The following is a 22,559-nucleotide window of genomic DNA, read 5'->3' on the forward strand; positions in this document are numbered from 1 at the left end:
CGCGTGCCGCCGCCAACGACGAAGGCCCGCGAATGCGGGCCTTCGGCGGCGTGCGGTGCACGGGGGTGCGGGGCGTGAGGCTCAGCCCTCGAGGGCCTTGATCACCTGACCGGTGATGTCATCGATGCTGCCCACGCCCTCGACGCGATGGTAGGCCGGGGCCGCCTCGGGCTCTTCCTTGGCCCACTGCTGGTAGTAATCCACCAGCGGCGCGGTCTGCTCGTGGTAGACCGCCAGGCGGTTGCGCACCGTGGACTCGCGGTCGTCGTCGCGCTGGATCAGCGCCTCGCCGGTGACGTCGTCCTTGCCCTCTTCCTTCGGCGGCTGGTACTCGAGGTGGTAGACGCGACCGGAGCCCGGGTGGACGCGGCGGCCGGCCAGGCGCTTGACGATCTCCTCGTCATCGACGGCGATCTCCAGCACGTGATCGATCTTCACCTCGGCATCGCGCATGGCCTGGGCCTGCGGGATGGTGCGCGGAAAGCCGTCGAACAGGAAGCCGTTGGCGCAGTCGGGCTGGCTGATGCGCTCCTTGACCAGGGCGATGATGATGTCGTCGGACACCAGGCCGCCGCTGTTCATGATCTCCTTGACCTTGAGCCCCAGCTCGCTGCCCTCCTTCACCGCGGCGCGCAGCATGTCGCCGGTGGAGATCTGCGGGATGTTGAACCGTTCGCAGATGAACTGGGCCTGGGTACCCTTGCCGGCACCCGGGGCGCCCAAAAGGATCAAACGCATCTGACTGCTCCTTAGAAGTGTGTATTGCGGATAGGTGAAGAAAAGTAAGAAGCGAACGATAACCGCGCCGCCGGGCCCAGACAAGCGAGGGGCCCCGATTCATCCTGCCAAAACAGGAAAAAAGGTCGTGGCATCAGGCTTCTGCGGGTGCATAGCACTTTGGTCGCCCACGCGCACGTGGTCCCGGAAACGGCAACGGCGCCTTGCGGCGCCGTTGCGTGGGACGAAGGCTCGGCTCGACCGACCTACAGCAGCAGGCGACGGATGTCCGTGAGCACCTGACCCAGGAAGGCGGTGAAGCGCGCGGCATCGGCGCCGTTGACCGCCCGGTGGTCGTAGGAGAGGCACAGCGGCATCATCAGTCGCGGCTGGAAGGCCGCGCCGTCCCATACCGGCTTCATCTGCGCCTTGGAGATGCCGAGGATGGCGACCTCCGGGGCGTTGACGATCGGCGTGAAGGCGGTGCCGCCGATGGAGCCCAGGCTCGAGATGGTGAAGCAGCCGCCGGTCATCTCGTCGCGCTTGAGCTTCTTCGACTGCGCCTTGCCGGCCAGCTCCACCGACTCCTTGGCCAGCTCGATCAGCGACTTCTGGTCGGCGTTGCGGATCACCGGCACCATCAGGCCGTCCGGGGTATCCACGGCGATGCCGATGTGCACGTACTTCTTGTGCACCACCGTCTCGCCGTCGCTCTTCAGGCTGACGTTGAACTGCGGGAACTTCTTCAGCGCGAAGGCGCAGGCCTTGATCAGGAAGGGCAGCGGCGTGAGCTTGGCACCCTGCGCCTCGGCCTCGGCCTTCATCGACTTGCGGAAGGCCTCCAGCTCGCTGATGTCCGCCTCGTCGAACTGCGTGACGTGGGGCAGGTTGACCCAGCTGCGGTGCAGGTTGGTGGCGCCCATCTTCATCAGGCGGCCCATCGGCTTCTCTTCCACCTCGCCGAACTGGCTGAAGTCCTGGTCCGGGATCGGCGGGATGCCGCCGCCGGCGGCGGCCGGTGCCGCCGCGGCGGGCGCCTGGGCCTGGCCTTCCATGACCTGCTTGACGTAGGCGTGGACGTCCTCCTTGAGCACGCGCTCCTTGGGGCCGCTGGGCTTGACCAGCCCCAAGTCGACGCCCAGCTCGCGGGCCAGCATGCGCACCGCCGGACCGGCATGCACCAGCTTGCCGTCGCGCGGCTTGTGGGCGGCCATCTGCGCCTCGGGGCTCGGCGAGCCGGCGGGGGTGCCGGAGGCCTTGGCGGCCGGCGCCTCGGTCTTCTGCGCCGGCTTCTCCGCCTTCTGCTCGGGCGCCTTCGCCGCCGGCTTGGCGGCGGGCTTGCTGCCGGCCACCTCGATATAGCCGATCAGGTCGCCCTCGGAGACGGTATCGCCCTCCTTGACGGTCAGCTCGAGGAGCTTGCCCTTGTAGGGGCTGGGCACGTCCATGGAGGCCTTGTCGGACTCCAGGGTGATCAGCGGGTCCTCCTCGTCGACCTCGTCGCCGACGCTGGCGGCGATCTCGATGATCGGCACGTCGGCGGAACCGGAGAGGTCCGGCACGCGGACTTCCTTGCGCTCCGGCTCGCCGCCGCCGGCACTCTCTTCCTCGGCCGGAGCCTCGTCCTGCGGGGCGCTCTGGGCAGGTTCCGGCGCCGCCTCGGCGGGCGCGGCCTCACCGCCGCCCTCGCCGGTACCCGCGTCTTCGACCTCCATGGTGCCGATGACGTCGCCCTCGGAGACGGTGTCGCCCTCCTTGACGGTCAGGCTGACGATCTTGCCGGCCTGGGGGCTCGGCACGTCCATGGAGGCCTTGTCGGACTCCAGGGTGATCAGGGTGTCTTCCGCGTCGACCTGGTCACCCTCGGCCACCGCCACCTCGATGATCTCCACGTCGGCGGAGCCGCCGAGATCGGGCACCTTGATCTCCACGGTCTGCTTGCCGCCGCCGCTCTTGGCCGCGGGCTTTTCCGGCGCGGGCTCGGATGCCGGCTCGGCGGCCTGCTCGGGCTCGGCGGCCTGCTCGGCCTCCTCCTGGCCACCGGCGTCGGCGTCGCCGCCACCCTCGGCCTCGATCTCGACGATGTCGTCGCCCTCGGAGACGGTATCGCCCTCCTTGACCAGGACCTTCAGCACCTTGCCGCCCTTGGGCGCCGGCACGTCCATGCTGGCCTTGTCGGACTCCAGCGTGATCAGGGTGTCCTCGGGGGCGATGACGTCGCCCTCGGCCACCGCGATCTCGATGATCTCGACATCGGTATCGCCACCGATGTCCGGAACTTTGATGATTTCGCTACTCAAGGTCGCGCTCCTTCAAACTCTTGACGGGGGCGGGCCCGCAGGCCCGCCATGCCACCGAATCGCTCGGGCGACGCCTCACACCGCAAGCGGGTTGGGCTTGGCCGGATCGATGCCGTACTTCTTGAGCGCCTCGCCGACGACCTTGCGATCCAGCTCGCCGCGGTCGGCCAGCGCCTTGAGCGCGGCCACGGTGACGAAGCGACGGTCGACCTCGAAGAAGTGACGGAGCTTCTCGCGGGTGTCGGAGCGGCCGTAGCCGTCGGTCCCGAGTACATGGTAGTCGGTCGGCACCCAGGCGCGGACCTGGTCGGCGAACAGCTTCATGTAGTCGGTGGAGACGATGGCCGGACCCTCGCGACCCTCCAGGCAGGCGGTGACGTGGGGCTTGCCCACCTCAGCCTCGGGGTTGATGAAGGCCTGACGGTCGATCTCCAGGGCCTCGCGACGCAGCTCGTTGAAGCTGGTGACGCTCCAGATGTCGGCGCCCACGCCCCACTCCTCGGCGAGCATCTCGGCGGCCGCCTCGACCTCGCGCAGGATGGTGCCGCAGCCCATCAGCTGCACGCGGCCCTTCTTGCCCTGGGTCTCGCGCAGCAGGTACATGCCCTTGATGATGTCCTCGGCGGGCACTTCCTCGAGCGCCGGCTGCTCGTAGTTCTCGTTCATCACCGTCAGGTAGTAGAAGCAGTTCTCCTTGTCGGTGAACATGCGCTTCAGGCCGTCCTGGACGATCACCGCCACCTCATGGGCATAGGTCGGGTCGTAGCTGCGGCAGTTCGGGATCATCGACGCCTGCAGGTGGCTGTGGCCGTCCTGGTGCTGCAGCCCCTCGCCGTTCAGGGTGGTGCGACCGGCGGTACCGCCGACCAGGAAGCCGCGGGCCTGCATGTCGCCGGCGGCCCAGGCCAGATCGCCGATGCGCTGGAAGCCGAACATCGAGTAGTAGACGTAGAACGGCAGCAGCGTCGTGGCGTTGTTCGAGTAGGAGGTCGCCGCGGCGATCCACGCCGACATGGCGCCGGCCTCGGTGATGCCCTCCTCGAGGATCTGGCCCTTCTGATCCTCGCGGTAGAACATGATCTGGCCCTTATCCACCGGCTCGTACTTCTGCCCTTCCGAGGTGTAGATGCCGAGCTGGCGGAACATGCCCTCCATGCCGAAGGTGCGCGCCTCGTCGGGGATGATCGGCACCACGTGCTTGCCGATCTGCTTGTCCTTGACCAGGCCGTTCAGGATGCGCACGAAGGCCATGGTGGTGGAAACCTCGCGACCCTTGGAGCCGCCCATCTGGGAGGCGAAGGTCTTGTCCTCCAGGGCCGGGATCGGCAGCGCCTCGAAGTCGTTGCGCCGGCTCGGCAGGTAGCCGCCGAGGCGCTCGCGCTGCAGGTGCATGTACTTGAGCTCCGGGGAGTCGTCCTCGGGCTTGTAGTACGGCACCTCCTTGAGCTGCTCGTCGGTGAGCGGGATGCCGAAGCGGTCGCGGAAGCGCTTGAGCGCCTCGTACTCCATGGTCTTGACCTGGTGCGCCTCGTTGGCGGCCTCGCCGTCGCCACCGCCCATGCCGTAGCCCTTGACGGTGTGCGCCAGGATCACGGTGGGACGGCCGTTGGCGTTCTGGGTCGCCTCGTGGTACGCCGCGTAGACCTTGAACGGGTCGTGGCCGCCACGGTTGAGCTTCCAGATGTCCTCGTCGGACATGTCCTTGACCATCTCGGCGGTCTCCGGGTACTTCCCGAAGAAGTGCTCCCGGGTGTAGGCGCCGCCGTTGGCCTTGTAGTTCTGGTAGTCGCCGTCGACCGCCTCGTCCATGCGCTTCTGCAGGATGCCCTTGGTGTCCTTCTCGAAGAGCGGATCCCACAGGCGGCCCCAGACGACCTTCTGCACGTTCCAGCCGGCGCCGCGGAAGACGCCCTCGAGCTCGTCCATGATCCGCGAGTTGCCGCGGACCGGACCGTCGAGGCGCTGCAGGTTGCAGTTGATGACGAAGATCAGGTTGTCGAGCTTCTCGCGGCTGGCCAGGTGGATCGCGCCGAGGGACTCCGGCTCGTCGCACTCGCCGTCGCCCATGAAGCACCAGATCTTGCGATCGTGCATGTTCTTGAGTTCACGGGAATCCAGGTACTTCATCACGTGGGCCTGGTAGATGGCCTGGATGGGGCCGAGGCCCATGGATACCGTGGGGAACTGCCAGAAGTCCGGCATCAGCCAGGGGTGCGGGTAGGACGAGAGGCCGTCGCCATCCACCTCCTGGCGGTACTTGTCCATCTGGTCTTCGGTGAGGCGGCCCTCGAGGTAGGCGCGGGCGTAGACGCCAGGCGCCACGTGGCCCTGGATGTAGACCAGATCGCCTTCGAAGTCGCCGTTCGGGGCGCGGAAGAAGTGGTTGAAGCCCACGTCATACAGGGTCGCCGCCGACATAAAACTGGCGATGTGTCCGCCCAGGCCCGGGTTGGCGCGGTTGTTGCGAATCACCTGGGCGATGGCGTTGTAGCGGATCAGCGAGCGGATGCGACGCTCCATGAACAGGTCGCCCGGCATCGGCGCCTCGCGGTGCACCGGAATGGTGTTGCGATGCGGGGTCGTCACCGAGAAGGGCACCTGCATGCCATCACGCCGCACCCGGTCGGCCAGGCGAGTCATCAGGTACCGGGCACGATCCTCGCCCTCGCGATCCAGGACCGATTCCAGGGAATCCAACCATTCCGTGGTTTCGACCGGATCGAGATCTTCTCTTGTTTCCAGACTCATAGACGTCTCTCCGAATGACGGTGGGGAACTACAGCCCCGCAGAGGGGCAAGATGGCACTCATGATCGGGGTTGGCGCCCCAACGCGTCAGGCCTGTAGTTGTTTTACAAGACAATGCACAGGGTGCCCTGCTGATGGCGCGAAGATACCGTAAACGCTGGTCCCTGCCAATTCAAGATAGAGTGGAAATATTTTTCACATAACCGTATTGCACCGCAGCGTAGGGGATTAGCGGCCACTTCCGCGCCGACGCCGGTCGCATTCGGGGCGTTGTAGGAGGACTACTCCGGGCGACTCCCCCCGACGCCGGCACCGCGCGGCCTGGAGCGGCGTTTGGTGCCTAAGTACGTATTTTTCCAAGCTCCTGGCGAAAGTAGGCCCAGTCGAAGGCGGGACCGGGGTCGCTCTTGCGCAGCGGGGCCACCCGGGCGTGGCTGGTGATGCGCGCCGGCGTGAGCGCCGGATAGCGCGCCAGCAGCGCGGCCGTGGCGCGGGCCAGGGCCCGGTACTGGGCGCCGGTGTAGGGCGACACCTCGTCGCCCTCCAGCTCGATGCCCACGGCGAAGTCGTTCAGCGCCCGGCGCTCGCGGGCACCGTCCCGCCAGCACGAGCGGCCGGCGTGCCAGGCGCGGGCCTCGAAGGGCACGAACTGCACGCACTCGCCGTCGCGTCGGATCAGCAGGTGGGCCGAGACGCGCAGGTCGGCGATCGCGGCGAAGAAGGGGTGGGCCGAGGGATCGAGCCGGTTGGTGAAGAGCCGCTCGATGTGCTCGCCGCCGAACTCCCCCGGCGGCAGGCTGATCGAGTGCAGGACCAGCAGCGAGACCTCGCCTTCCGGGCGGTCGTCCTGGTTGGGCGAGGCGAGCCGCCGGGCCGGCGCCAGCCAGCCGTCGTCGATGCGCATGGTTTTTCCCTGACGTGGATGCGTGGGTTTCCCCTATAATGACCCGCTCAAGCTTCCCCGCACAGAGATGGACCCGCCATGCATTACCAGGACGCCATTGCCGAAGAGATCCGTGACAGTGCCGCTCGGCTGCTGGCCGAGGACGTCGGCCCCGGCGACATCACCGCCCAGCTGATTCCCGAGAAGCAGACGGCCCGCGCGCGGGTGATCACCCGCGAGGCGACGATCCTCTGCGGGGTGGCCTGGGTCGACGAGCTGTTCCGCCGGCTCGACCCGCGGGTCAGCCTGCACTGGCAAGCCGCCGACGGCGACCGCCTCGCGGCCGGCCAGGCCTTCCTCGAGCTGGAGGGCCCGGCGCGCAGCCTGCTCACCGGCGAGCGCGCCGCGCTCAACCTGCTGCAGACCCTCTCCGCCACGGCGACCCGCACCCGCCACTACGTGGACCTGCTCGAGGGCACCGGGGTGCGCCTGCTCGACACCCGCAAGACCCTGCCCGGCCTGCGCCTGGCGCAGAAGTACGCGGTGACCTGCGGCGGCGGCCACAACCATCGCATCGGGCTCTATGACGCCTTCCTGATCAAGGAGAACCACATCGCCGCCTGCGGGGGGATCGAAGCGGCGGTGAAGGAGGCCCGGGACATCGCCCGCGACCTGCCGGTGGAGGTCGAGGTGGAGACCTTCGAGGAGCTCGACCTGGCGCTCGCCGCCGGCGCCGACGTGATCATGCTCGACAACTTCAGCCTCGACGACATGCGCGAGGCGGTCGCCCGCACCGCGGGGCGCGCCACCCTCGAGGCCTCGGGCAACGTCGACGAGACCACGCTGCGCGCCATCGCCGAGACCGGCGTCGACTGCATCTCCAGCGGCGCCCTGACCAAGGACCTGAAGGCCATCGACCTGTCGATGCGCTTCATCGACCAGCCGGCCTGAGCCGACCGAGCGGGAGGCTCAGGTCTCCACGGCGACGAGACGCTTCTCCAGGCACTGGCGAAAGAGCCGCTCGCCGCCACGCTCGACCCAGTCGTCGCCGAGCAGGGTCCAGCCGCGCCGCAGCAGGCCGGGCGCCAGCACGGCGCTGGCCTCGACCCGGACGCGGCTCACCCCCTGCTCCAGCAGCATCCGCTCGGCGTGCACCAGCAGCGTTCCGCCGATGCCGCGCCGCCCCAGCGACGGCCAGACGTAGAGGGTCTCGATCCGTCCCGCGGCCAGCTCCAGCTCGAGGAAGCCCACGCAGCGCCCCTCGCAGTCGGCCACCAGGGTGGTGAAGAGCGCCTGGCGCGCCGACCAGGCGCTGGCGTCCCGCGGCAGGGCCATTGCCCAGGCCTCGCGCTCGGCCAGGGTGTAGTGGCCCGCGGCGCCCTGCATCACGGCGTGGTGGAAGACCTCGGCCTGGTCGGCGGCGTCGCGGACGCGCGCCGCCCGATAGACGATGCGCGGGCCGCGGCGCGTCCCGGGGGGCGCCTCATCGGCGGCGGTGTGAGGGGCGTCATGACGCATGCGTGAGCTTCCTGCGATGATGATCAGGCCAGCAGACTACCCAAGCCCCGCCGCGGGGCCAATCCCCGCGAGGAAAAAGCGCAAGGATTCGCCATGACCGACCGCCCCGCCCCGCCCGACGCCTTCGCCATGACGCCCATCGGCGTCATCGAGAGCGACTTCCCGGACAAGTTCGGCATTCCGCGCCAGCCGGGGCTCGCCGAGGCGGCCCGGGCGAGCCTGGTGCTGCGCTCCCCCTTCGATGATCCGCTGGCGGTGCGGGGCCTCGAGGCGTTCAGCCACCTCTGGCTGACCTTCGTCTTCCACCAGAGCCCCGAGCGCTGGACGCCGCTGGTACGCCCGCCGCGCCTGGGCGGCAATGCCAAGGTGGGGGTCTTCGCCAGCCGCAGCACCCACCGGCCCAACCGCCTGGGGCTCTCGCTGGTGGAACTGCTCGACATCGACACCTCGCGGGGCGTGCGCCTGGCCCTGCGCGGCGCCGACCTGGTGAGCGGCACGCCGGTGCTCGACCTCAAGCCCTACCTGCCCTGGGCGGAGTCGCGCCCCGAGGCGCGCGCCGGCTTCGCCCCCGGGACGCCGTCGACCCTGCCGGTCGACCTCTCCCCCGCCGCCGAGGCGGTGCTCGCGCGCCGCGAGGACGGCGCGAGCCTGCGCGCACTGATCCTGCAGGTGCTCGCCCAGGATCCGCGCCCGGCCTACCGCCGCGGCGCCGAGGCGCGGGTCTATGGCGTGCGCCTGCGCGACGTCGACGTGCGTTTCCGGGCCCGCACCGCCGCCACCGGCGAGACGCGCCTCGAGGTCGTCGAGATCGTGACGGCCTGAGGGCCCGCAACGACGAAGGGCCCCGCAGGGCCCTTCGTCATGACGCTCGTCGGCGTAGCGGTCGGCCTCAGCCGAAGTCGACGCCGATGCGACGACCCACTTCCTCGTAGGACTCGATCACGTTGCCGAGCCCCTGGCGGAAGCGGTCCTTGTCGAGCTTCTCGCGGGTCTTCGCGTCCCACAGGCGGCAGCCGTCCGGGGAGAACTCGTCGCCCAGCACGATCTTGCCGTGGAAGAGCCCGAACTCGAGCTTGTAGTCGACCAGCAGCATGCCGCCCTCTTCGAACAGCGCCTTGAGCACCTCGTTGACGCGGAAGGTCAACGCCTTCATCTCGGCGAGCTGCTCGGGGGTCGCCCAGCCGAAGGTCTCGGCCAGCGACTCGTTGATCATCGGGTCGTGGAGCTCGTCGTTCTTGAGGAACAGCTGGAAGGTCGGCGGGGTGAGGGTCTGGCCCTCCTCGACGCCGAGGGTCTTGACCAGGCTGCCGGCCGCGATGTTGCGCACCACGCACTCCACCGGGATCATCTCGAGGTTCTTGACCACGCACTCGTCGTCGGAGAGCAGGCTCTCGAAGTGGGTGGGGATCCCCGCCTCCTGCAGCTTGCCCATGATGAAGGCGTTGAAGCGATTGTTGACCTGGCCCTTGCGCTCGAGCGCCTCGACGCGACGGCCGTCGAAGGCGCTGGTGTCGTTGCGGAAGTGCAGGATCAGGCGGTCCGGGTCATCGGTGGCGTAGACCGACTTGGCCTTGCCGGCGAAGAGTTCTTGACGCTTTTCCATGGGAGCCTCCAGGGGCGAGGGTACGGGTAAGGATGGTCGGTCAGCCGAGGGTCTGCCACGCCAGGCCATCGTCCTGGGCGGCGATCCTCAGCCGGGAGTCGTCGCCGTCGAGCAGGGGCACCAGGGCCTCCAGGGCCAGCTCGGGGCGGTTGTTATGTTCGGAGAGGTGCGAGCAGACGATGCGCTGCAGGCGATCGAGCCCCAGCCGCTGCAGCAGCCAGGCCGCCTGGACGTTGGCCAGGTGGCCCCAGTCGCCGCCCACGCGACGCTTGAGGCTCGCGGGATAGGGCCCCTCGGCGAGCATCCGCCGGTCGTGGTTGCACTCCAGCACCAGGCCGTCGCAGCCGGCGAAGGCCTCGACCACATGGGCGCTGGGATGCCCCAGGTCGGTGAGCAGGCCGAGCCGATGGCCGCTGCCGCTGATCGCGAACTGCACCGGCTCGCGGGCATCGTGGGGCACGGTGATCGGGTCGACGACCAGGCCCTTGACCGCGAACCGCGCCTGGGGAGTGATCCAGTGGCGATGCGGCAGCTCGCCGAGGCGCCCCGACAGCCAGGTGCCCGGCGTCAGGTAGACCGGCACCCGGTGACGGCGCGCCAGGGGCCCGACGCCGCGGATGTGATCGCCGTGCTCGTGGGTCACCAGCACGGCGTCGAGCTGACGGGGATGCAGCCCCAGCCGGGCCAGGCGGCGCTCGGTCTCCTTGAGGCCGAAGCCGCAGTCGACCAGCAGATGCGTCTCGCCGTCGCTGACCAGGGTGGCGTTGCCCTTGCTGCCGCTGCCCAGGGAGGCGAAGGTGAGGCCGCCCGACGCCGTCTTGCTCATCAGCGCAGCAGGCCCGCCACCCGCTCGAGCAGCTCGCGCTGGTCCTCCTCGGGCAGCGCGCCGGCCTCGCCGACGCCCACCGCACGCAGCACCGTCTCCTCGGGGCCGCGCGCCTCGAGGATCAGCCGCACCGGCTGCGGCTCGGCACCGAACTCCAGCGAGGCCAGCGAGCCCAGCAGGCCCTGCTCGCGCCCTTCGCGGGTCAGGTAGTCGACCAGGAAGCTGTGCGTGCTCGGGTCACGCTCGCGCAGCTCGCGGCGCCCCTCGACGGCGAAGTCGATCTCCAGCTGATAGCTGAGCTCCGCCCACAGCCGGTCGACGTCGTAGGGCAGGATCACCTGCCAGTCGTCGCCGCGCTGCTCGAACCGGGCGCGATCCTGCACCTCGGGACGCTGGGCGGTCAGCGACGCCGCGCTGGCCGAGGCGCTGAGCGACTGGAAGTGGCGCTCCAGCGCCCGGAGGCAGCCCGCATCGACGCTGCCGCCGCGCTCGCAGTGCAGCTCGCTGTCGCCGCGGCGCAGCCCCTGGCGGACGCTCAACCGGGCCTGGGCGGTCTCCAGCACGCCGCGACTCGGGTCACGGGCGACGACCTCCAGCCCGCGCCCCTGGGCGAAGCGCTCGAGCTCCGGCCACACCGAGGCCGGCTCGGCGCCCACCACCAGCCAGGCGTCGCTGCCGATCTCGCGGCGCTCGACGTAGCCGCGATCCCGGGCAAGCCCCGGCGACAGGGCCTGGGGCAGCGGCGCTTCCACCACGCCGTCCGCGGCGGGACGCGCGCCGCTCACCTCGGGCACCGGCATGGCGTCCCGGTAGCGCGCCGGGTTGCGGTCCTCGGGCAGCACCAGGGGCGCCGTCTCCTCGGCCTCGGCGTAGTCGAGGTTGCGATCGTGATAGTAGCCATCACGGGCGCAACCGACCGTGGCCAGCGCGACCGTCGCCACCAGCATCCCTTTCAGCGCAGAGTTCATGCGTCCACCTTGCCTCGTGTTGTGCGGAGTGCGATGCCGGGCACCGCTCAGTCGTCGATCATGCCCGCCAGCTGCAGGGCCTCGCTGACGGTGGAGTGGTACTTCTCGGAGAGCCAGGTCAGCGGCAGGCGAATGCCCGCCTCCATGTAGCCCATGCGATGCAGCGCCCACTTGACCGGGATCGGGTTGGACTCGACGCCCAGGTTGGTGTGCAGCGGCAGCAGCCGGGTGTTGATCTGGTGGGCCTTGTCGGCGTCGCCGGCCACGGCGGCGGCGCACAGCTCGTGCATCGCCCGCGGGGCGACGTTGGCGGTCACCGAGATGTCACCGTGGCCGCCCATCAGCATGAAGTCGCAGGCGGTGGCGTCGTCGCCGGAGTAGAGCATGAAGTCGCTGCCCTTGAGGCGCGCGATCAGGTCCTCGGCGCGCTCCAGGTTGCCGGTGGCATCCTTGAGGCCAATGATGCCGTCGACCTCGGCGAGACGCATCACGGTCTCGTTGTAGATGTCGGAGCAGGTGCGGCCGGGCACGTTGTAGAGGATCACCGGCAGGTCGCTGGCCTCGGCGATGGCCTTGAAGTGCCGGTAGAGGCCTTCCTGGGTCGGCTTGTTGTAGTAGGGCGCCACCGTCAGGCAGTAGTCGGCCCCGACCTCCTTGGCGTAGCGGGTCAGCTCGACCGCCTCGGTGGTGTTGTTGGAGCCGGTGCCGGCGATTACCGGAATGCGGCCGTTGACCTCTTCCACCACGGTGCGGATGACGTCGAAGTGCTCGGCGAAGGACATGGTCGTCGGCTCGCCGGTGGTGCCGGCCGCCACGATCGCATCGGTGCCGTTGTCGAGATGAAAGTGCACCAGGCGGCGCAGGGCCTCCCAGTCGATATCGCCGTTGACCTTCATCGGCGTCGCCAGCGCGACGATACTTCCAGTGATCATCCTCTCGATTCCTCTCGATTCACCTGCATTCACGGCCTGCCGGCCCCCGGGAAGCGCCGGGACCTGCCCCGGGGCCAGGGGCCAAATGGTACTCAGGCCTCGAGAGCCTGTACAGCCGCGACTTTACAGTTCGCCGCGCCTTGCGTGTAATCGGCTCGTGCCGGTCCGGCCGCGCCCTGCGACGGCCGACCGTCCCTCCATTGCCCATCCCCCTGACAAGGAGCCGTTTCATGAGCGCGAGCCTCGGCGAACCCGTCCCCGACTTCACCGCCACCGCCACCGGCGACACCACCGTCACCCTCTCCGAGCTGCGCGGCCGGCAGGTGGTGATCTACTTCTACCCCAAGGCCAGCACCCCGGGCTGCACCACCGAGGGCGGCGACTTTCGCGATCGCAAGGAGGCGTTCGACGCCGCCAACACCGTGATCCTCGGCGTCTCCCGGGACGGCATCCGCGCCCAGGAGAACTTCAAGGCCAAGCAGGGGTTCAACTTCGCGCTGCTCTCCGACAAGGACGAGGCCGTCTGCCGGCTGTTCGACGTCATCAAGCTGAAGAAGCTCTACGGCAAGGAGCACCTGGGGATAGAGCGCAGCACCTTCCTGATCGATGCCGAGGGCCGGCTCGCCCGCGAGTGGCGCGGCGTCAAGGTCAAGGGCCACGTCGAGGAGGTCCTCGCGGCGGCCGAGGCCCTGCACGCCGGCTGAGCCCGCCCGCTTCCCCTTCCCCCCCCGGGCGGCCCGTGACGGGCCGCCCGGGGGCGCCGCCTCAGGATTCGGCGGGGGTGTCCGGCGTCTCCTGGCGGTGGCGCTGCTGGATGCCCCGCGGCCAGGCATAGACCAGCGCCTTGAGCAGGGTCGCCAGGGGGATCGCGAAGAAGATCCCCCAGAAGCCCCAGATGCCGCCGAAGAACAGCACCGCCAGGATGATCGACACCGGGTGCAGGTTGACCGCCTCGGAGAACAGGATCGGCACCAGCACGTTGCCATCCAGCGCCTGGATCACGCCGTAGGCCACGATCACGTAGAGGAACTGGTCGCTGATGCCGAAGTGGAAGCCCGCCACCGCGGCCACCGGCAGCGTGGCCACCGCGGCGCCGATGTAGGGGACCAGCACCGACAGCCCCACCAGCACCGCCAGCAGCGCCGTGTAGGGCAGCCCGAAGAAGGCGAAGGTGAAGAACGCCACGCTGCCGACGATGATGATCTCGGTGAACTTGCCGCGCACGTAGTTGGCGATCTGGTCGTCCATCTCCTGCCAGATGCGGGTCATCAGGTCGCGCCGCTGCGGCAGCAGCGAGACGGTGAAGCCCACCAGCCGATCGCGATCCTTGAGCATGAAGAAGACCAGGATCGGCACCAGCACCAGGTAAATGATCAGCGCCAGGACGTTGCCCAGCGAGGCCAGCGACAGCGTCAGGGCGCGCTGGCCGAGCTGTGTCACCTCGCGGCCGGCCATGCCGATCCAGTTCTGGATCTGGTCCGGCGTCACCAGCTGCGGATAGCGCGCCTGGAGGTCATCGAGCAGCTGCTGGCCGCTGGCGAACATCCGCGGCGTCTCCTGGATCAGGTTGACCAGCTGCGTCCAGATCAGCGGCATCAGGATCAGCGCCATCGCCAGCAGCACGCCGATGAACCCCAGGAAGACCAGGATCACCGCCAGCAGATGGGGCACGCGGCGACGCGTCAGGCCGTTCACCGCCCCCTGCAGCAGGAAGGCGATGACCAGCGCGGTGAGGAAGGGGGCCAGCATGTGGCCCATCCAGATCACCACGGCGAAGCCGAGCGCCAGCACCACCAGCAGGATCACCGCCTCCTCGTCGGAGAAGTAGTGCTCGATCCAGCTACGGAATACCGACCTCAGGGTCATGAAGGCGATGCCCCCCCCTTGCGGATCCAGTAGTGGTAGACCTCGCCCCGCTCCTCCCTGGCGTGCATCTCGTGGGGGCTCTGGGCCACGAAGGTCTCGAAGTCGCGCCAGGAGCCCGCGTCGGTGGCCTGTACCTCGAGCAGCTGGCCGGGCGCGAGGCGCGACAGGGCCTGCTTGGCCTTGAGCAGCGGCAGCGGACAGGGAAGACCGCGGGCATCGAGCAGATCGTCGGGTTGCAGCGCCATGTTGTCTCCCGGGAGAATGCAGTGAGTCGTGCAGGCCGGCGGCCGACACGCAAGTTCCTGCGATTTAAAGGCACTTTGCGGACCGAATCAATGTCGAAGCCCAACGCCCGCCCCCGCTTTCGCCCCGTGACGAGGATGGCCATGCTGCGTCGAACCGGATCCTGCCTCACCGCCAGCGCCCTCTGCCTGGCACTCGCCCTGCCGGGCCAGGCCCAGTCCGCGGACCGCTTCGAGGCGCCCGGGCTGACCGACCGCGGCGGCACGCCGATCGCCAGCGGCGACTACGGCCTGCCGAGCCTCACCCACGGCGGCAGCCAGGCGATCAGCGGCGAGGAGCTGCGCCTGGGGCGCGCCTGGCTGCGCCAGTTCCGCGCCCGGGCCCCCGAGTGGCAGGACGCCATCGCCCAGGACTACGTGGAGTCGCTGGTCGCCCGCCTGCTGCCCCACAGCGGCCTCAGCCGGGCGGAGACCGTCGTCACCCTGGTGGAGAGCCGCCTGCTCAACGCCTTCGCGGTGCCCGGCGGGGTGATCGGCGTCAACGCCGGGCTGTTCGCCTTCGCCGAGCGGGAGGCCGAGCTCGCCTCGGTGGTCGCCCATGAGCTCGGCCACCTCGCCCAGCGCCACTACGCCCGCGGCCGGGAGCGCGCCGAACAGACCCAGATCCCGACCATGGCCGCCATGCTGGCCGGCATGCTGCTCGCCGCCGGGGGTGGCGGCGACGCCGGCATCGCCGCCGCCATGGGCACCCAGGCGGCCTTCATCCAGGACCAGCTGCGCTACTCGCGGCGCTTCGAGCAGGAGGCCGACCGCGTCGGCCTGCAGGCGATGGCCGGCGCCGGCTACGACCCGGAGGCCATGGTGGAGATGTTTCGCGCCATGCAGCGCATGGTCAGCCTGCAGGGCGGCAATCCACCGGAGTTCCTGCTCTCCCACCCGATGACCGAGTCGCGCATCAGCGATACCCAGGCCCGCGCCAGCCAGACGACCGTGGCGACGCCGCGGGGCGAGGCGCTCGAGTACGCGCTGGTCAGGGCCCGCGCCCTGCTGGCGATCCACGACCGCGACCCCCAGCAGGCCGCCACCCGGCTGGCCCAGGACCAGGCCCCCGCGGCGGCCCGGCGCTACCTGGCAGCGCTGCTCGACGCCCGGGCGGGGCGCACCGACCGGGCGCTGAACGCGCTCGACGCCCTGGCCCGCGCGCACCCGGATCTCGCGATGCTGCCGGCCACCGCGGCTCAGGTGGCCTTCGCCGCCGGCCGCACCGACGACGCCGTCAGCCGCAGCCGGGCCCAGCTGCGCCTGATGCCGGACTACGTGCCGACCCGCCGCCTGCTCGGCGAGGCGCTGCTGCAGCGCGATCCCGACGAGGCCTACCGGGTGCTGCGCGAGCTGGCCGAGCGCCGCCCCGAGGACCCGCAGGTGTTCACCCTGCTCGCCGAGGCCGCCGGGCGCAGCGGCCGGGAGGCCTGGGGCCACCTGGCCCGCGCCGAGCAGCTGCAGCTCACCGGCCATATCGATCGCGCCATTCGCCAGCTCGAGGTCGCCAAGGAGGTCGCCGAGCGCCAGGGCGAGCCCGCCGCGACGAGCGCCATCGAGCGGCGCCGGGAGGCCTTCCTCGGCTATCGGGAGACGCTGGAGGAGTTCCGGTAGCCGCTGCCCGCGCCCCTCGACCGCCCAAAAGAAAACCCCGAGGGCCTCGGCCCTCGGGGTTTCTGTCAGCTCGTTGCCCGACGCACAACGCCTACTTCTTGAAGTTGAGCATCCGCTCCAGGGGCTTCAGGGCGGCCAGGCGCAGCGCGTCATCGACGACGATCTCGCCCGTGCCCTCACGCAGCGCGGCGGTCAGGTTGTCCAGGGCGTTCATCGCCATCCACGGGCAGTGGGCGCAGCTCTTGCAGGTGGCGCCGTTGCCGGCAGTGGGCGCCTCGAACAGCGTCTTCTCCGGCACCGCCTGCTGCATCTTGAAGAAGATGCCGCGGTCGGTGGCGACGATCAGCCGCTCGTGGGGCAGCTCCTTCGCCGCGGTGATCAGCTGGGAGGTGGAGCCCGCCACGTCGGCAAGCTCCACCACCGAGGCCGGCGACTCCGGGTGCACCAGCACGGCGGCATCGGGATAGAGCGACTTCAGGTCCTCGACGCCCTTGGCCTTGAACTCCTCGTGGACGATGCAGGCACCGTCCCAGAGCAGCATGTCGGCGCCGGTCTGCTTCTGGATGTAGCCGCCGAGGTGCTTGTCCGGGGCCCAGAGGATCTTCTCGCCGCGCGCCTGGAGGTGCTCGATCACGTCCACCGCGATGGAGGAGGTCACCACCCAGTCGGCGCGCGCCTTCACCGCCGCGGAGGTGTTGGCGTAGACCACCACGGTGCGGTCGGGGTGGGCGTCGCAGAAGGCGGCGAACTCGTCGGCCGGGCAGCCCAGGTCCAGCGAGCAGGTCGCCTCCAGGGTCGGCATCAGCACGCGCTTCTCAGGGGAGAGGATCTTGGCCGTCTCGCCCATGAAGCGCACGCCGGCCACCACCAGGGTATCGGCCTCGTGGCGGGCGCCGAAGCGCGCCATCTCCAGGGAGTCGGCGACGCAGCCGCCGGTCTCCTCGGCCAGCTGCTGGATGGCATCGTCGGTGTAATAGTGCGCCACCAGCACGGCGTTGTTGGCTTCGAGGAGCGCCTTGATCTCCTCGATGCGCGCCTCGTCCTCGGCGGGAATGCGGGTGGGGCAGTAGGTGCGTGCCAGCTGATCGCGCAGCTCGGCACGGGAAGTCATGATCGTCATCGTGTCTACCACTGTGACCGGCAGGGGCTCCCCCTGCAATGCACCAGGTGTCGCCGCTCGTGCACTCCGCACGGGGCCACACGCCAGAGGGTCAACCGCTGCGTCTGTCGCGATGGTCGACCCAACGCCATTCTAGACCAGAATGCCCGGGTATTGTTCGATTCCGGGGAGAGAAAGTGTCGCCGCGCGGCACCGGCCTGCCCCGCCGTCGGGCGAGGGGCCCCAACGCAGAACGCCCCCGCTTCCGGGGGAAGCGGGGGCGTCGAATCTGGTGGGTCGTGTAGGATTCGAACCTACGACCAATTGGTTAAAAGCCAACTGCTCTACCAACTGAGCTAACGACCCATGACGCATGGCGGCTCAGTCGCCATGGTCGCAGGTTCGGATGGTGGGTCGTGTAGGATTCGAACCTACGACCAATTGGTTAAAAGCCAACTGCTCTACCAACTGAGCTAACGACCCTTCCGAACGGGTGCAGATATTACTGATCCGCCCCCGCGATGGCAAGCGATTTTTGCCTTTGGTCGAAGAGAACGGGGCGGATCACCGCTGACGCTGGTTCTTCGGCTTGCGCATGGCCTGCACCGGACGGCGCTTGTGCTTGTCGCGGCTCCAGCGGTTCTTCTCGTCCGGGGTCAGTTCCGGCACCTTGCGCGCCGCCAGGCCCGCCGTGGTGGCCAGGTCATCGATCTCGTCCTGGGAGAGCTCCACCCACTCCCCGGCCTTGGTGCGCTTGTCGAGGAAGATGTTGCCGTAGCGCACCCGCTTGAGGCGGCTCACGGTCAGGCCCTGGGACTCCCACAGCCGGCGCACCTCGCGGTTGCGCCCTTCCATGATCACCACGTGGAACCAGGTGTTGATGCCCTCGCCGCCGAACTCCTGCACGTCGGTGAAGTTCGCCGGGCCGTCGTCGAGCATCACGCCCTCGACCATCGCCTTGACGTTGGCCTGGGTGACCTCGCCCATGACGCGCACGGCGTACTCGCGCTCCACCTGGGTGGAGGGGTGCATCAGCTTGTTGGCCAGCTCGCCGTCGGTGGTGAACAGCAGCAGGCCGCTGGTGTTGATGTCCAGGCGGCCGATGGCGATCCAGCGCTCGCCCTTGAGGCGCGGCAGGCGGTCGAAGACGGTACGGCGTCCCTCGGGGTCCTTGCGGGTGCAGAGCTCCCCCTCGGGCTTGTTGTACATGATCACCCGACGCGGCACGTCCTCGGCGGCGCGCAGGGTCACCGGGCGGTCATCGAGGGCCACCCGGTCGCGCGCCTCGATGCGGTCGCCCAGGGTCGCCACCTTGCCGTTGACCTTGACCCGGCCGTCGGCGATGGCCGTTTCCATCTCGCGGCGCGAACCCAGCCCGGCGCGGGCCAGGACCTTCTGCAGTTTCTCGGTGGTAGTGCTCATCGGTCATCGTTCTCACTGGATGTGGATTCCGTGCCCGCGGCAGCGTCATCGTCGACGCGGCCCCGAGCACGTTCGGACAGGCGAGCCTCCAGATCGGCGAAGCTCAGCTCGGTCCGCTCGGACGCCGTCCCGGCGTGGTCGTCGTCGGCCCTCCCGGCCGTCGTGTCGGTCGTCGCCTCGGCGTCGACCTCGCCCCCCGCCTCGGGGGGCGTCGTCTGGTCATCGGACGCGTCGTCTCGTGCGTCTTCCGCATCCTCCGCGTCGCCCTCGTCCGCCGGCGCGTCGGCCTGGGCCAGCAGGTCGTGCTGGGGCGGCGGCGCCTCCTCCTCGAGGGTCGGCTCCTCGAACTGCTTGAGCTCGTGCATCGGCGGCAGCTCGTCGAGGGTGCGCAGCCCGAGGTCGTCGAGGAAGCTGCGCGTGGTGGCATAGACCGCCGGGCGTCCCGGCACGTCGCGATGGCCCACCACCCGCACCCAGCCGCGATCGAGCAGGGTGCGCATGATCGAGCCGCTCACCGAGACCCCGCGCACCTCCTCGATGTCGCCGCGGGTCACCGGCTGGCGGTAGGCGATCAGCGCCAGGGTCTCGAGCAGCGCCCGGGAGTAGCGCTGGGGGCGCTCGTCCCACAGCCGCGAGACCCAGGGCGAGAGCCGCGGGCGGATGCGCAGCTGGTAGCCCGAGGCGGTCTCGAGCAGCTCCAGGGCGCCCCGCTCGTGGCGCAGGCCGAGCCGCTCGAGGGCCTCGCGCAGCGCGCGGCGCGGCGGCTGCTCGTGGTCGTCGAAGAGCCCCTCGAGGCGATCCAGCCCCAGCGGCTCGCCGGCCGCCAGCAGGGCCGCCTCGAGGATATCGTCCAGGGCATTGGGGGATTCCATGGCGGTCATGCCGGTTCGCTCCCGTCGTGGTCATCATCGCGAGGGTCGTCGACGGGACTCTCGTCGAAGGGACTCTCGTCGCCCGCCTCGTCCTCCAGGGCCTCCTCCTCGAAGGCCGCCTCCTCGTCCAGCCGGGCCCGCACGTGGATCGGCGAGAGCGGGGCGTTCTGGACGATCTCGATCATCGCCTCCTTGGCGAGCTCGAGGATCGCCATGAAGGTCACGACCACCCCGGCACGCCCCTCCTCGAGGGTGAACAGCGCCTCGAAGGGGGTGTAGTGCTCCCGCGACAGCTGCTCCATGATCGCCAGCATGCGCTCCCGGGTCGAGAGCCCCTCGCGGCTGATCTGGTGGGCCTGGTTGAGCTCGGCGCGGCGCAGGATGCCGGCCAGCGCCCCGAGCAGCTCGTCGAGCTCCACGTCGGGGTGGATCACTCGCGCCTCGAGGGCCGGCAGCGCGGCCCGCGCCGGGAACCAATCGCGGCCCAGGCGCGGCAGCTCGGCCAGCGCCTCGGCGGCATGCTTGAGGCGCTCGTACTCCTGCAGGCGGCGGATCAGCTCGGCGCGCGGGTCCTCCTCGTCGTCCTCGTCGCCCTCCTTGGGCGGGCGCGGCAGCAGGGTGCGCGACTTGATCTCGGCGAGCATCGCCGCCATCAGCAGGTACTCCCCGGCCAGCTCGATCTCCATCGCCTTCATCAGCTCCACGTACTCGATGTACTGGCGCGTGATGGCCGCCACGTCGATGGCGAGGATATCCAGGTTCTGACGGCGAATCAGGTAGAGCAGCAGGTCCAGCGGCCCCTCGAAGGCCTCGAGGAAGACCCGCAGGGCCTCCGGCGGGATGTAGAGGTCCTCGGGCAGCTCGGTGATCGGCTCGTCGAACAGGCGGCCCAGCACGTCGGCCTGGACGCCGGGCGCCTCGACGGCATCACGGTCGGCCCGCTCGGGCGCTTCACTCTGGGGCGTATCGCTCACGCGGGGCCTGGCCTCTCGACTGCACGGCGGATGATCGACCGTGCAGTCTAGCAACTTCGGGGCCGGGAGGGTAATCGCCGGCGCGCCCTCAGTCGGCGGCCACCGCCTTGCGGTAGCGCCCGACGTAGTCGAAGAGCTTCTCGCGCACCTGCCAGTGGCGGCCCACCTTCCTGCCCACCACGAAGTCCGGCGCGCGCAGCCGGCGCTGCTCGGCGACCACCTCCTCCGGCGTGGTCGGCGACCAGCGGGCGCCCGGCGCGCGCAGGTGGTCGCGCAGGAAGACCGCGGCGAAGGCGCCGCGCTGGGCCGGGGTCTCGAGGGCGAACCACTCGGCGAGGGTCACGCCCTCCTCGTCGTGGTAGGTGACCTTCAGGCGCGGCAGCCCGCGGCCGTTGACGGTGGCCTCGAGCTGCATCCCGGCGACCCGCAGCACCCGGGCGTCGCGCAGCTTGAGCGCCTCGCGCAGCTTGTCGTCGGCGTCCACCAGCAGCGCCCGGCAGCCGTGGCAGCGCCGGGCGGCGATGTCGTTCTCGGCGCCGCAGTCGGGGCAGGTCTTGAAGCGGAAGCGGAAGTCGCACTGCTGCTGTCTATGGGCGCCCGCCCCCGCGCCACGCGCGCCTTTTCCAGGCAGGGTCGGCTCGCCGGTCTCGGCATCCACCAGCCCCTGGCAGCGCCGCCCGAAGTGCTCGATGACCAGCTCGCCGTCGCGCTTGCCCCAGAAGAGGTTGGCGTGGTCGCACTGGGGACAGGGCACCTGCACCGGCTCGCTGTCGCTGTCCGGCTTGGGGCTGCCGACCTCCGGGGCGTAGAGGTCCCAGGGATTGCCGGCGTAGTCGAGGATCAGGCAGTCGGCCTTGCCCGGCGAGAGGCGCAGGCCGCGCCCGACGATCTGCTGATAGAGGCTCACCGACTCGGTGGGGCGCAGGATGGCGATCAGGTCCACGTGGGGAGCATCGAAGCCGGTGGTCAGCACCGCCACGTTGACCAGGTACTTGATCTCCCGGGCCTTGAAGGCGGCGATGAGGCGCTCGCGCTCGGCCGAGGGGGTCGCCCCGGTGACCAGCGCCGCCTCGCCCGCCGGCAGGTAGCCCAGGATCTCCTCGGCATGGGCCACACTGGCCGCGAAGAGCATCACCCCCTGTCGATCGCGGGCGCGCTCGACCACCTCGGCGATGATGCCGGGGGTGGCGCGGTTACCCGCCGCCACCCGATTGAGCTCCTCCTCGCGGAAGAGCCCGCTGGAGGACGGCGTCAGCGCCGAGAAGTCGTAGCGCTCGACGGCGGCGTCGATGCGCCGGGGCTCGGCCAGGTAGCCCTGGCGCACCATCAGGCGCAGCGGCTGCTCGAAGACGCAGTCGCGAAAGAAGCAGGCCTCGTCGCCGCGCACCATGCCGTGGTGGTGGCGGTGATAGATGAAGCCCTGGCCCAGGCGATAGGGCGTGGCGGTCAGCCCCAGCACCTTGAGGCGCGGGTTGGCCCGGGCCAGGCGGTCGATCACCCGGCGGTAGCTCGCCTCCTTCTCGCTCGACACCCGATGACACTCGTCGATCACCAGCAGGGTGAACTGGCCATCGTCGAAGCGCTCGAGGTTCCTCACCACCGACTGCACCGAGCCGAACACCACCTGGCGGCCGCTCTCCTTGCGCCCGAGGCCGGCGCTGAAGATATCGGCCTCGAGGCCGTAGGCCTGGTACTTGGCGTGGTTCTGCTCGACCAGCTCACGCACGTGGGCCAGCACCAGCACCCGCCCCCGGGCCAGGCGAGCCAGCTCGGCGATCACCAGCGACTTGCCGCTGCCGGTGGGCAGCACCACCACCGCGGGGTCGTCGGCGGCCCGGAAGTGCTCGACCACCCGGCTGACGGCCTCGCGCTGGTAGGGGCGCAGCTGGGGCACGGACGTTTCGGGCATGGCCACCTCCTGTCGACGAAGCCGCCAT

Annotated in this window: 20 protein-coding genes and 2 tRNA genes; 4 read left to right on the top strand and 18 right to left on the bottom strand. The window is 69.8% G+C overall.

Going from position 1 to position 22,559, the window contains the following annotated elements; all coding sequences use genetic code 11:
- Positions 1-81: 81 nt before the first annotated feature.
- From adk to ampD, 4 genes are all read right to left on the bottom strand, one after another.
- Positions 82-738: an adenylate kinase gene (adk, locus tag C9F13_RS05085; protein WP_108445099.1), complete on the bottom strand. Its 657-nt coding sequence runs from the start codon at positions 736-738 to the stop codon at positions 82-84.
- A 245-nt stretch (positions 739-983) separates the two neighbouring features.
- Positions 984-3,017 (bottom strand): pyruvate dehydrogenase complex dihydrolipoyllysine-residue acetyltransferase, encoded by a 2,034-nt coding sequence (aceF, locus tag C9F13_RS05090; RefSeq protein ID WP_108445100.1) that lies wholly within the window; start codon positions 3,015-3,017, stop codon positions 984-986.
- 75 nt (positions 3,018-3,092) lie between these two features.
- Positions 3,093-5,765 (bottom strand): pyruvate dehydrogenase (acetyl-transferring), homodimeric type, encoded by a 2,673-nt coding sequence (aceE, locus tag C9F13_RS05095; protein WP_108445101.1) that lies wholly within the window; start codon positions 5,763-5,765, stop codon positions 3,093-3,095.
- Positions 5,766-6,104: 339 nt separating this feature from the next.
- Entirely contained in the window at positions 6,105-6,668 is a 564-nt protein-coding gene (gene ampD, locus C9F13_RS05100; RefSeq protein ID WP_108445102.1) for a 1,6-anhydro-N-acetylmuramyl-L-alanine amidase AmpD, read from the bottom strand.
- 78 nt (positions 6,669-6,746) lie between these two features.
- On the opposite strand from ampD, the gene nadC reads away from it, so the two are divergent.
- Positions 6,747-7,598: a carboxylating nicotinate-nucleotide diphosphorylase gene (gene nadC, locus C9F13_RS05105; RefSeq protein ID WP_108445103.1), complete on the top strand. Its 852-nt coding sequence runs from the start codon at positions 6,747-6,749 to the stop codon at positions 7,596-7,598.
- An 18-nt stretch (positions 7,599-7,616) separates the two neighbouring features.
- Here the strand turns inward: nadC and C9F13_RS05110 are convergent, their stop codons facing one another.
- On the bottom strand, positions 7,617-8,165 hold the full coding sequence (locus tag C9F13_RS05110; RefSeq protein WP_108445104.1) for a GNAT family N-acetyltransferase: 549 nt from the start codon (positions 8,163-8,165) through the stop codon (positions 7,617-7,619).
- A gap of 93 nt (positions 8,166-8,258) precedes the next feature.
- Between C9F13_RS05110 and tsaA the strand changes: the two genes are divergently transcribed.
- A complete protein-coding gene (tsaA, locus tag C9F13_RS05115; protein ID WP_108445105.1) occupies positions 8,259-8,987 on the top strand; it encodes a tRNA (N6-threonylcarbamoyladenosine(37)-N6)-methyltransferase TrmO in 729 nt (242 codons plus the stop codon).
- Positions 8,988-9,054: 67 nt separating this feature from the next.
- On the opposite strand, the gene purC is transcribed toward tsaA, so the two are convergent.
- The 4 genes from purC to dapA are packed head-to-tail and all read right to left on the bottom strand — an operon-like array spanning position 9,055 to position 12,494.
- A complete protein-coding gene (purC, locus tag C9F13_RS05120) occupies positions 9,055-9,768 on the bottom strand; it encodes a phosphoribosylaminoimidazolesuccinocarboxamide synthase (RefSeq protein WP_108445106.1) in 714 nt (237 codons plus the stop codon).
- 40 nt (positions 9,769-9,808) lie between these two features.
- Complete coding sequence (locus tag C9F13_RS05125; protein WP_108445107.1) at positions 9,809-10,594, bottom strand: MBL fold metallo-hydrolase; 786 nt, start codon at positions 10,592-10,594, stop codon at positions 9,809-9,811.
- Complete coding sequence (locus C9F13_RS05130; protein WP_108445108.1) at positions 10,594-11,562, bottom strand: lipoprotein, NlpB; 969 nt, start codon at positions 11,560-11,562, stop codon at positions 10,594-10,596. Before C9F13_RS05130 ends, C9F13_RS05125 begins: the two co-directional genes overlap by 1 nt.
- A gap of 47 nt (positions 11,563-11,609) precedes the next feature.
- Positions 11,610-12,494, bottom strand: a complete 885-nt coding sequence (gene dapA / locus C9F13_RS05135) for a 4-hydroxy-tetrahydrodipicolinate synthase (protein WP_108445109.1) — start codon at positions 12,492-12,494, stop codon at positions 11,610-11,612.
- A 230-nt stretch (positions 12,495-12,724) separates the two neighbouring features.
- Between dapA and C9F13_RS05140 the strand changes: the two genes are divergently transcribed.
- On the top strand, positions 12,725-13,198 hold the full coding sequence (locus C9F13_RS05140; protein WP_108445110.1) for a peroxiredoxin: 474 nt from the start codon (positions 12,725-12,727) through the stop codon (positions 13,196-13,198).
- A 61-nt stretch (positions 13,199-13,259) separates the two neighbouring features.
- Here C9F13_RS05140 and C9F13_RS05145 read toward each other — a convergent pair whose 3' ends face one another.
- Complete coding sequence (locus tag C9F13_RS05145) at positions 13,260-14,360, bottom strand: AI-2E family transporter (RefSeq protein ID WP_108445111.1); 1,101 nt, start codon at positions 14,358-14,360, stop codon at positions 13,260-13,262.
- Entirely contained in the window at positions 14,357-14,605 is a 249-nt protein-coding gene (locus C9F13_RS05150) for a sulfurtransferase TusA family protein (protein WP_108445112.1), read from the bottom strand. The genes C9F13_RS05145 and C9F13_RS05150 overlap by 4 nt, the downstream gene beginning before the upstream one ends.
- A gap of 141 nt (positions 14,606-14,746) precedes the next feature.
- Between C9F13_RS05150 and C9F13_RS05155 the strand changes: the two genes are divergently transcribed.
- Positions 14,747-16,255 carry a M48 family metalloprotease gene (locus tag C9F13_RS05155; protein ID WP_108445113.1) on the top strand — a complete coding sequence of 503 codons (1,509 nt, stop codon included), beginning with the start codon at positions 14,747-14,749 and terminating at the stop codon, positions 16,253-16,255.
- A 91-nt stretch (positions 16,256-16,346) separates the two neighbouring features.
- Here the strand turns inward: C9F13_RS05155 and nadA are convergent, their stop codons facing one another.
- The 7 genes from nadA to radD all read right to left on the bottom strand — a co-directional run bounded on the left by nadA (position 16,347) and on the right by radD (position 22,531).
- Complete coding sequence (nadA, locus tag C9F13_RS05160) at positions 16,347-17,375, bottom strand: quinolinate synthase NadA (protein WP_108445114.1); 1,029 nt, start codon at positions 17,373-17,375, stop codon at positions 16,347-16,349.
- Positions 17,376-17,644: 269 nt separating this feature from the next.
- Positions 17,645-17,720 (bottom strand) — tRNA-Lys (locus C9F13_RS05165).
- 41 nt (positions 17,721-17,761) lie between these two features.
- Positions 17,762-17,837: transfer RNA gene (locus C9F13_RS05170), tRNA-Lys, on the bottom strand.
- Between the two features lie 81 nt (positions 17,838-17,918).
- On the bottom strand, positions 17,919-18,776 hold the full coding sequence (rluB, locus tag C9F13_RS05175; RefSeq protein ID WP_108445115.1) for a 23S rRNA pseudouridine(2605) synthase RluB: 858 nt from the start codon (positions 18,774-18,776) through the stop codon (positions 17,919-17,921).
- Positions 18,773-19,657 (bottom strand): SMC-Scp complex subunit ScpB, encoded by an 885-nt coding sequence (scpB, locus tag C9F13_RS05180; protein WP_108445116.1) that lies wholly within the window; start codon positions 19,655-19,657, stop codon positions 18,773-18,775. Before scpB ends, rluB begins: the two co-directional genes overlap by 4 nt.
- The gene (locus C9F13_RS05185; RefSeq protein WP_108445117.1) at positions 19,654-20,622 is read right to left on the bottom strand and encodes a segregation and condensation protein A; all 969 of its coding nucleotides are present in this window, start codon (positions 20,620-20,622) and stop codon (positions 19,654-19,656) included. The genes scpB and C9F13_RS05185 overlap by 4 nt, the downstream gene beginning before the upstream one ends.
- Positions 20,623-20,710: 88 nt before the next feature.
- Complete coding sequence (radD, locus tag C9F13_RS05190) at positions 20,711-22,531, bottom strand: DNA repair helicase RadD (RefSeq protein ID WP_108445118.1); 1,821 nt, start codon at positions 22,529-22,531, stop codon at positions 20,711-20,713.
- Positions 22,532-22,559: the final 28 nt, after the last annotated feature.

The sequence above is a fragment of the Halomonas denitrificans genome, assembly GCF_003056305.1.
Classification (GTDB): domain Bacteria; phylum Pseudomonadota; class Gammaproteobacteria; order Pseudomonadales; family Halomonadaceae; genus Halomonas; species Halomonas denitrificans.

What these genes read in the sequence shown, in the direction of transcription:
- C9F13_RS05140 (WP_108445110.1), top strand. Translation starts at nt 12,725, where the DNA reads ATGAGCGCGAGCCTCGGCGAACCCGTCCCCGACTTCACCGCCACCGCC.
- C9F13_RS05150 (WP_108445112.1), bottom strand. Translation starts at nt 14,605, where the DNA reads ATGGCGCTGCAACCCGACGATCTGCTCGATGCCCGCGGTCTTCCCTGT.
- nadC (WP_108445103.1), top strand. Translation starts at nt 6,747, where the DNA reads ATGCATTACCAGGACGCCATTGCCGAAGAGATCCGTGACAGTGCCGCT.
- adk (WP_108445099.1), bottom strand. Translation starts at nt 738, where the DNA reads ATGCGTTTGATCCTTTTGGGCGCCCCGGGTGCCGGCAAGGGTACCCAG.
- dapA (WP_108445109.1), bottom strand. Translation starts at nt 12,494, where the DNA reads ATGATCACTGGAAGTATCGTCGCGCTGGCGACGCCGATGAAGGTCAAC.
- ampD (WP_108445102.1), bottom strand. Translation starts at nt 6,668, where the DNA reads ATGCGCATCGACGACGGCTGGCTGGCGCCGGCCCGGCGGCTCGCCTCG.
- purC (WP_108445106.1), bottom strand. Translation starts at nt 9,768, where the DNA reads ATGGAAAAGCGTCAAGAACTCTTCGCCGGCAAGGCCAAGTCGGTCTAC.
- scpB (WP_108445116.1), bottom strand. Translation starts at nt 19,657, where the DNA reads ATGACCGCCATGGAATCCCCCAATGCCCTGGACGATATCCTCGAGGCG.
- aceE (WP_108445101.1), bottom strand. Translation starts at nt 5,765, where the DNA reads ATGAGTCTGGAAACAAGAGAAGATCTCGATCCGGTCGAAACCACGGAA.
- C9F13_RS05130 (WP_108445108.1), bottom strand. Translation starts at nt 11,562, where the DNA reads ATGAACTCTGCGCTGAAAGGGATGCTGGTGGCGACGGTCGCGCTGGCC.
- C9F13_RS05145 (WP_108445111.1), bottom strand. Translation starts at nt 14,360, where the DNA reads ATGACCCTGAGGTCGGTATTCCGTAGCTGGATCGAGCACTACTTCTCC.
- radD (WP_108445118.1), bottom strand. Translation starts at nt 22,531, where the DNA reads ATGCCCGAAACGTCCGTGCCCCAGCTGCGCCCCTACCAGCGCGAGGCC.
- C9F13_RS05125 (WP_108445107.1), bottom strand. Translation starts at nt 10,594, where the DNA reads ATGAGCAAGACGGCGTCGGGCGGCCTCACCTTCGCCTCCCTGGGCAGC.
- rluB (WP_108445115.1), bottom strand. Translation starts at nt 18,776, where the DNA reads ATGAGCACTACCACCGAGAAACTGCAGAAGGTCCTGGCCCGCGCCGGG.
- C9F13_RS05110 (WP_108445104.1), bottom strand. Translation starts at nt 8,165, where the DNA reads ATGCGTCATGACGCCCCTCACACCGCCGCCGATGAGGCGCCCCCCGGG.
- nadA (WP_108445114.1), bottom strand. Translation starts at nt 17,375, where the DNA reads ATGACGATCATGACTTCCCGTGCCGAGCTGCGCGATCAGCTGGCACGC.
- C9F13_RS05155 (WP_108445113.1), top strand. Translation starts at nt 14,747, where the DNA reads ATGCTGCGTCGAACCGGATCCTGCCTCACCGCCAGCGCCCTCTGCCTG.
- tsaA (WP_108445105.1), top strand. Translation starts at nt 8,259, where the DNA reads ATGACCGACCGCCCCGCCCCGCCCGACGCCTTCGCCATGACGCCCATC.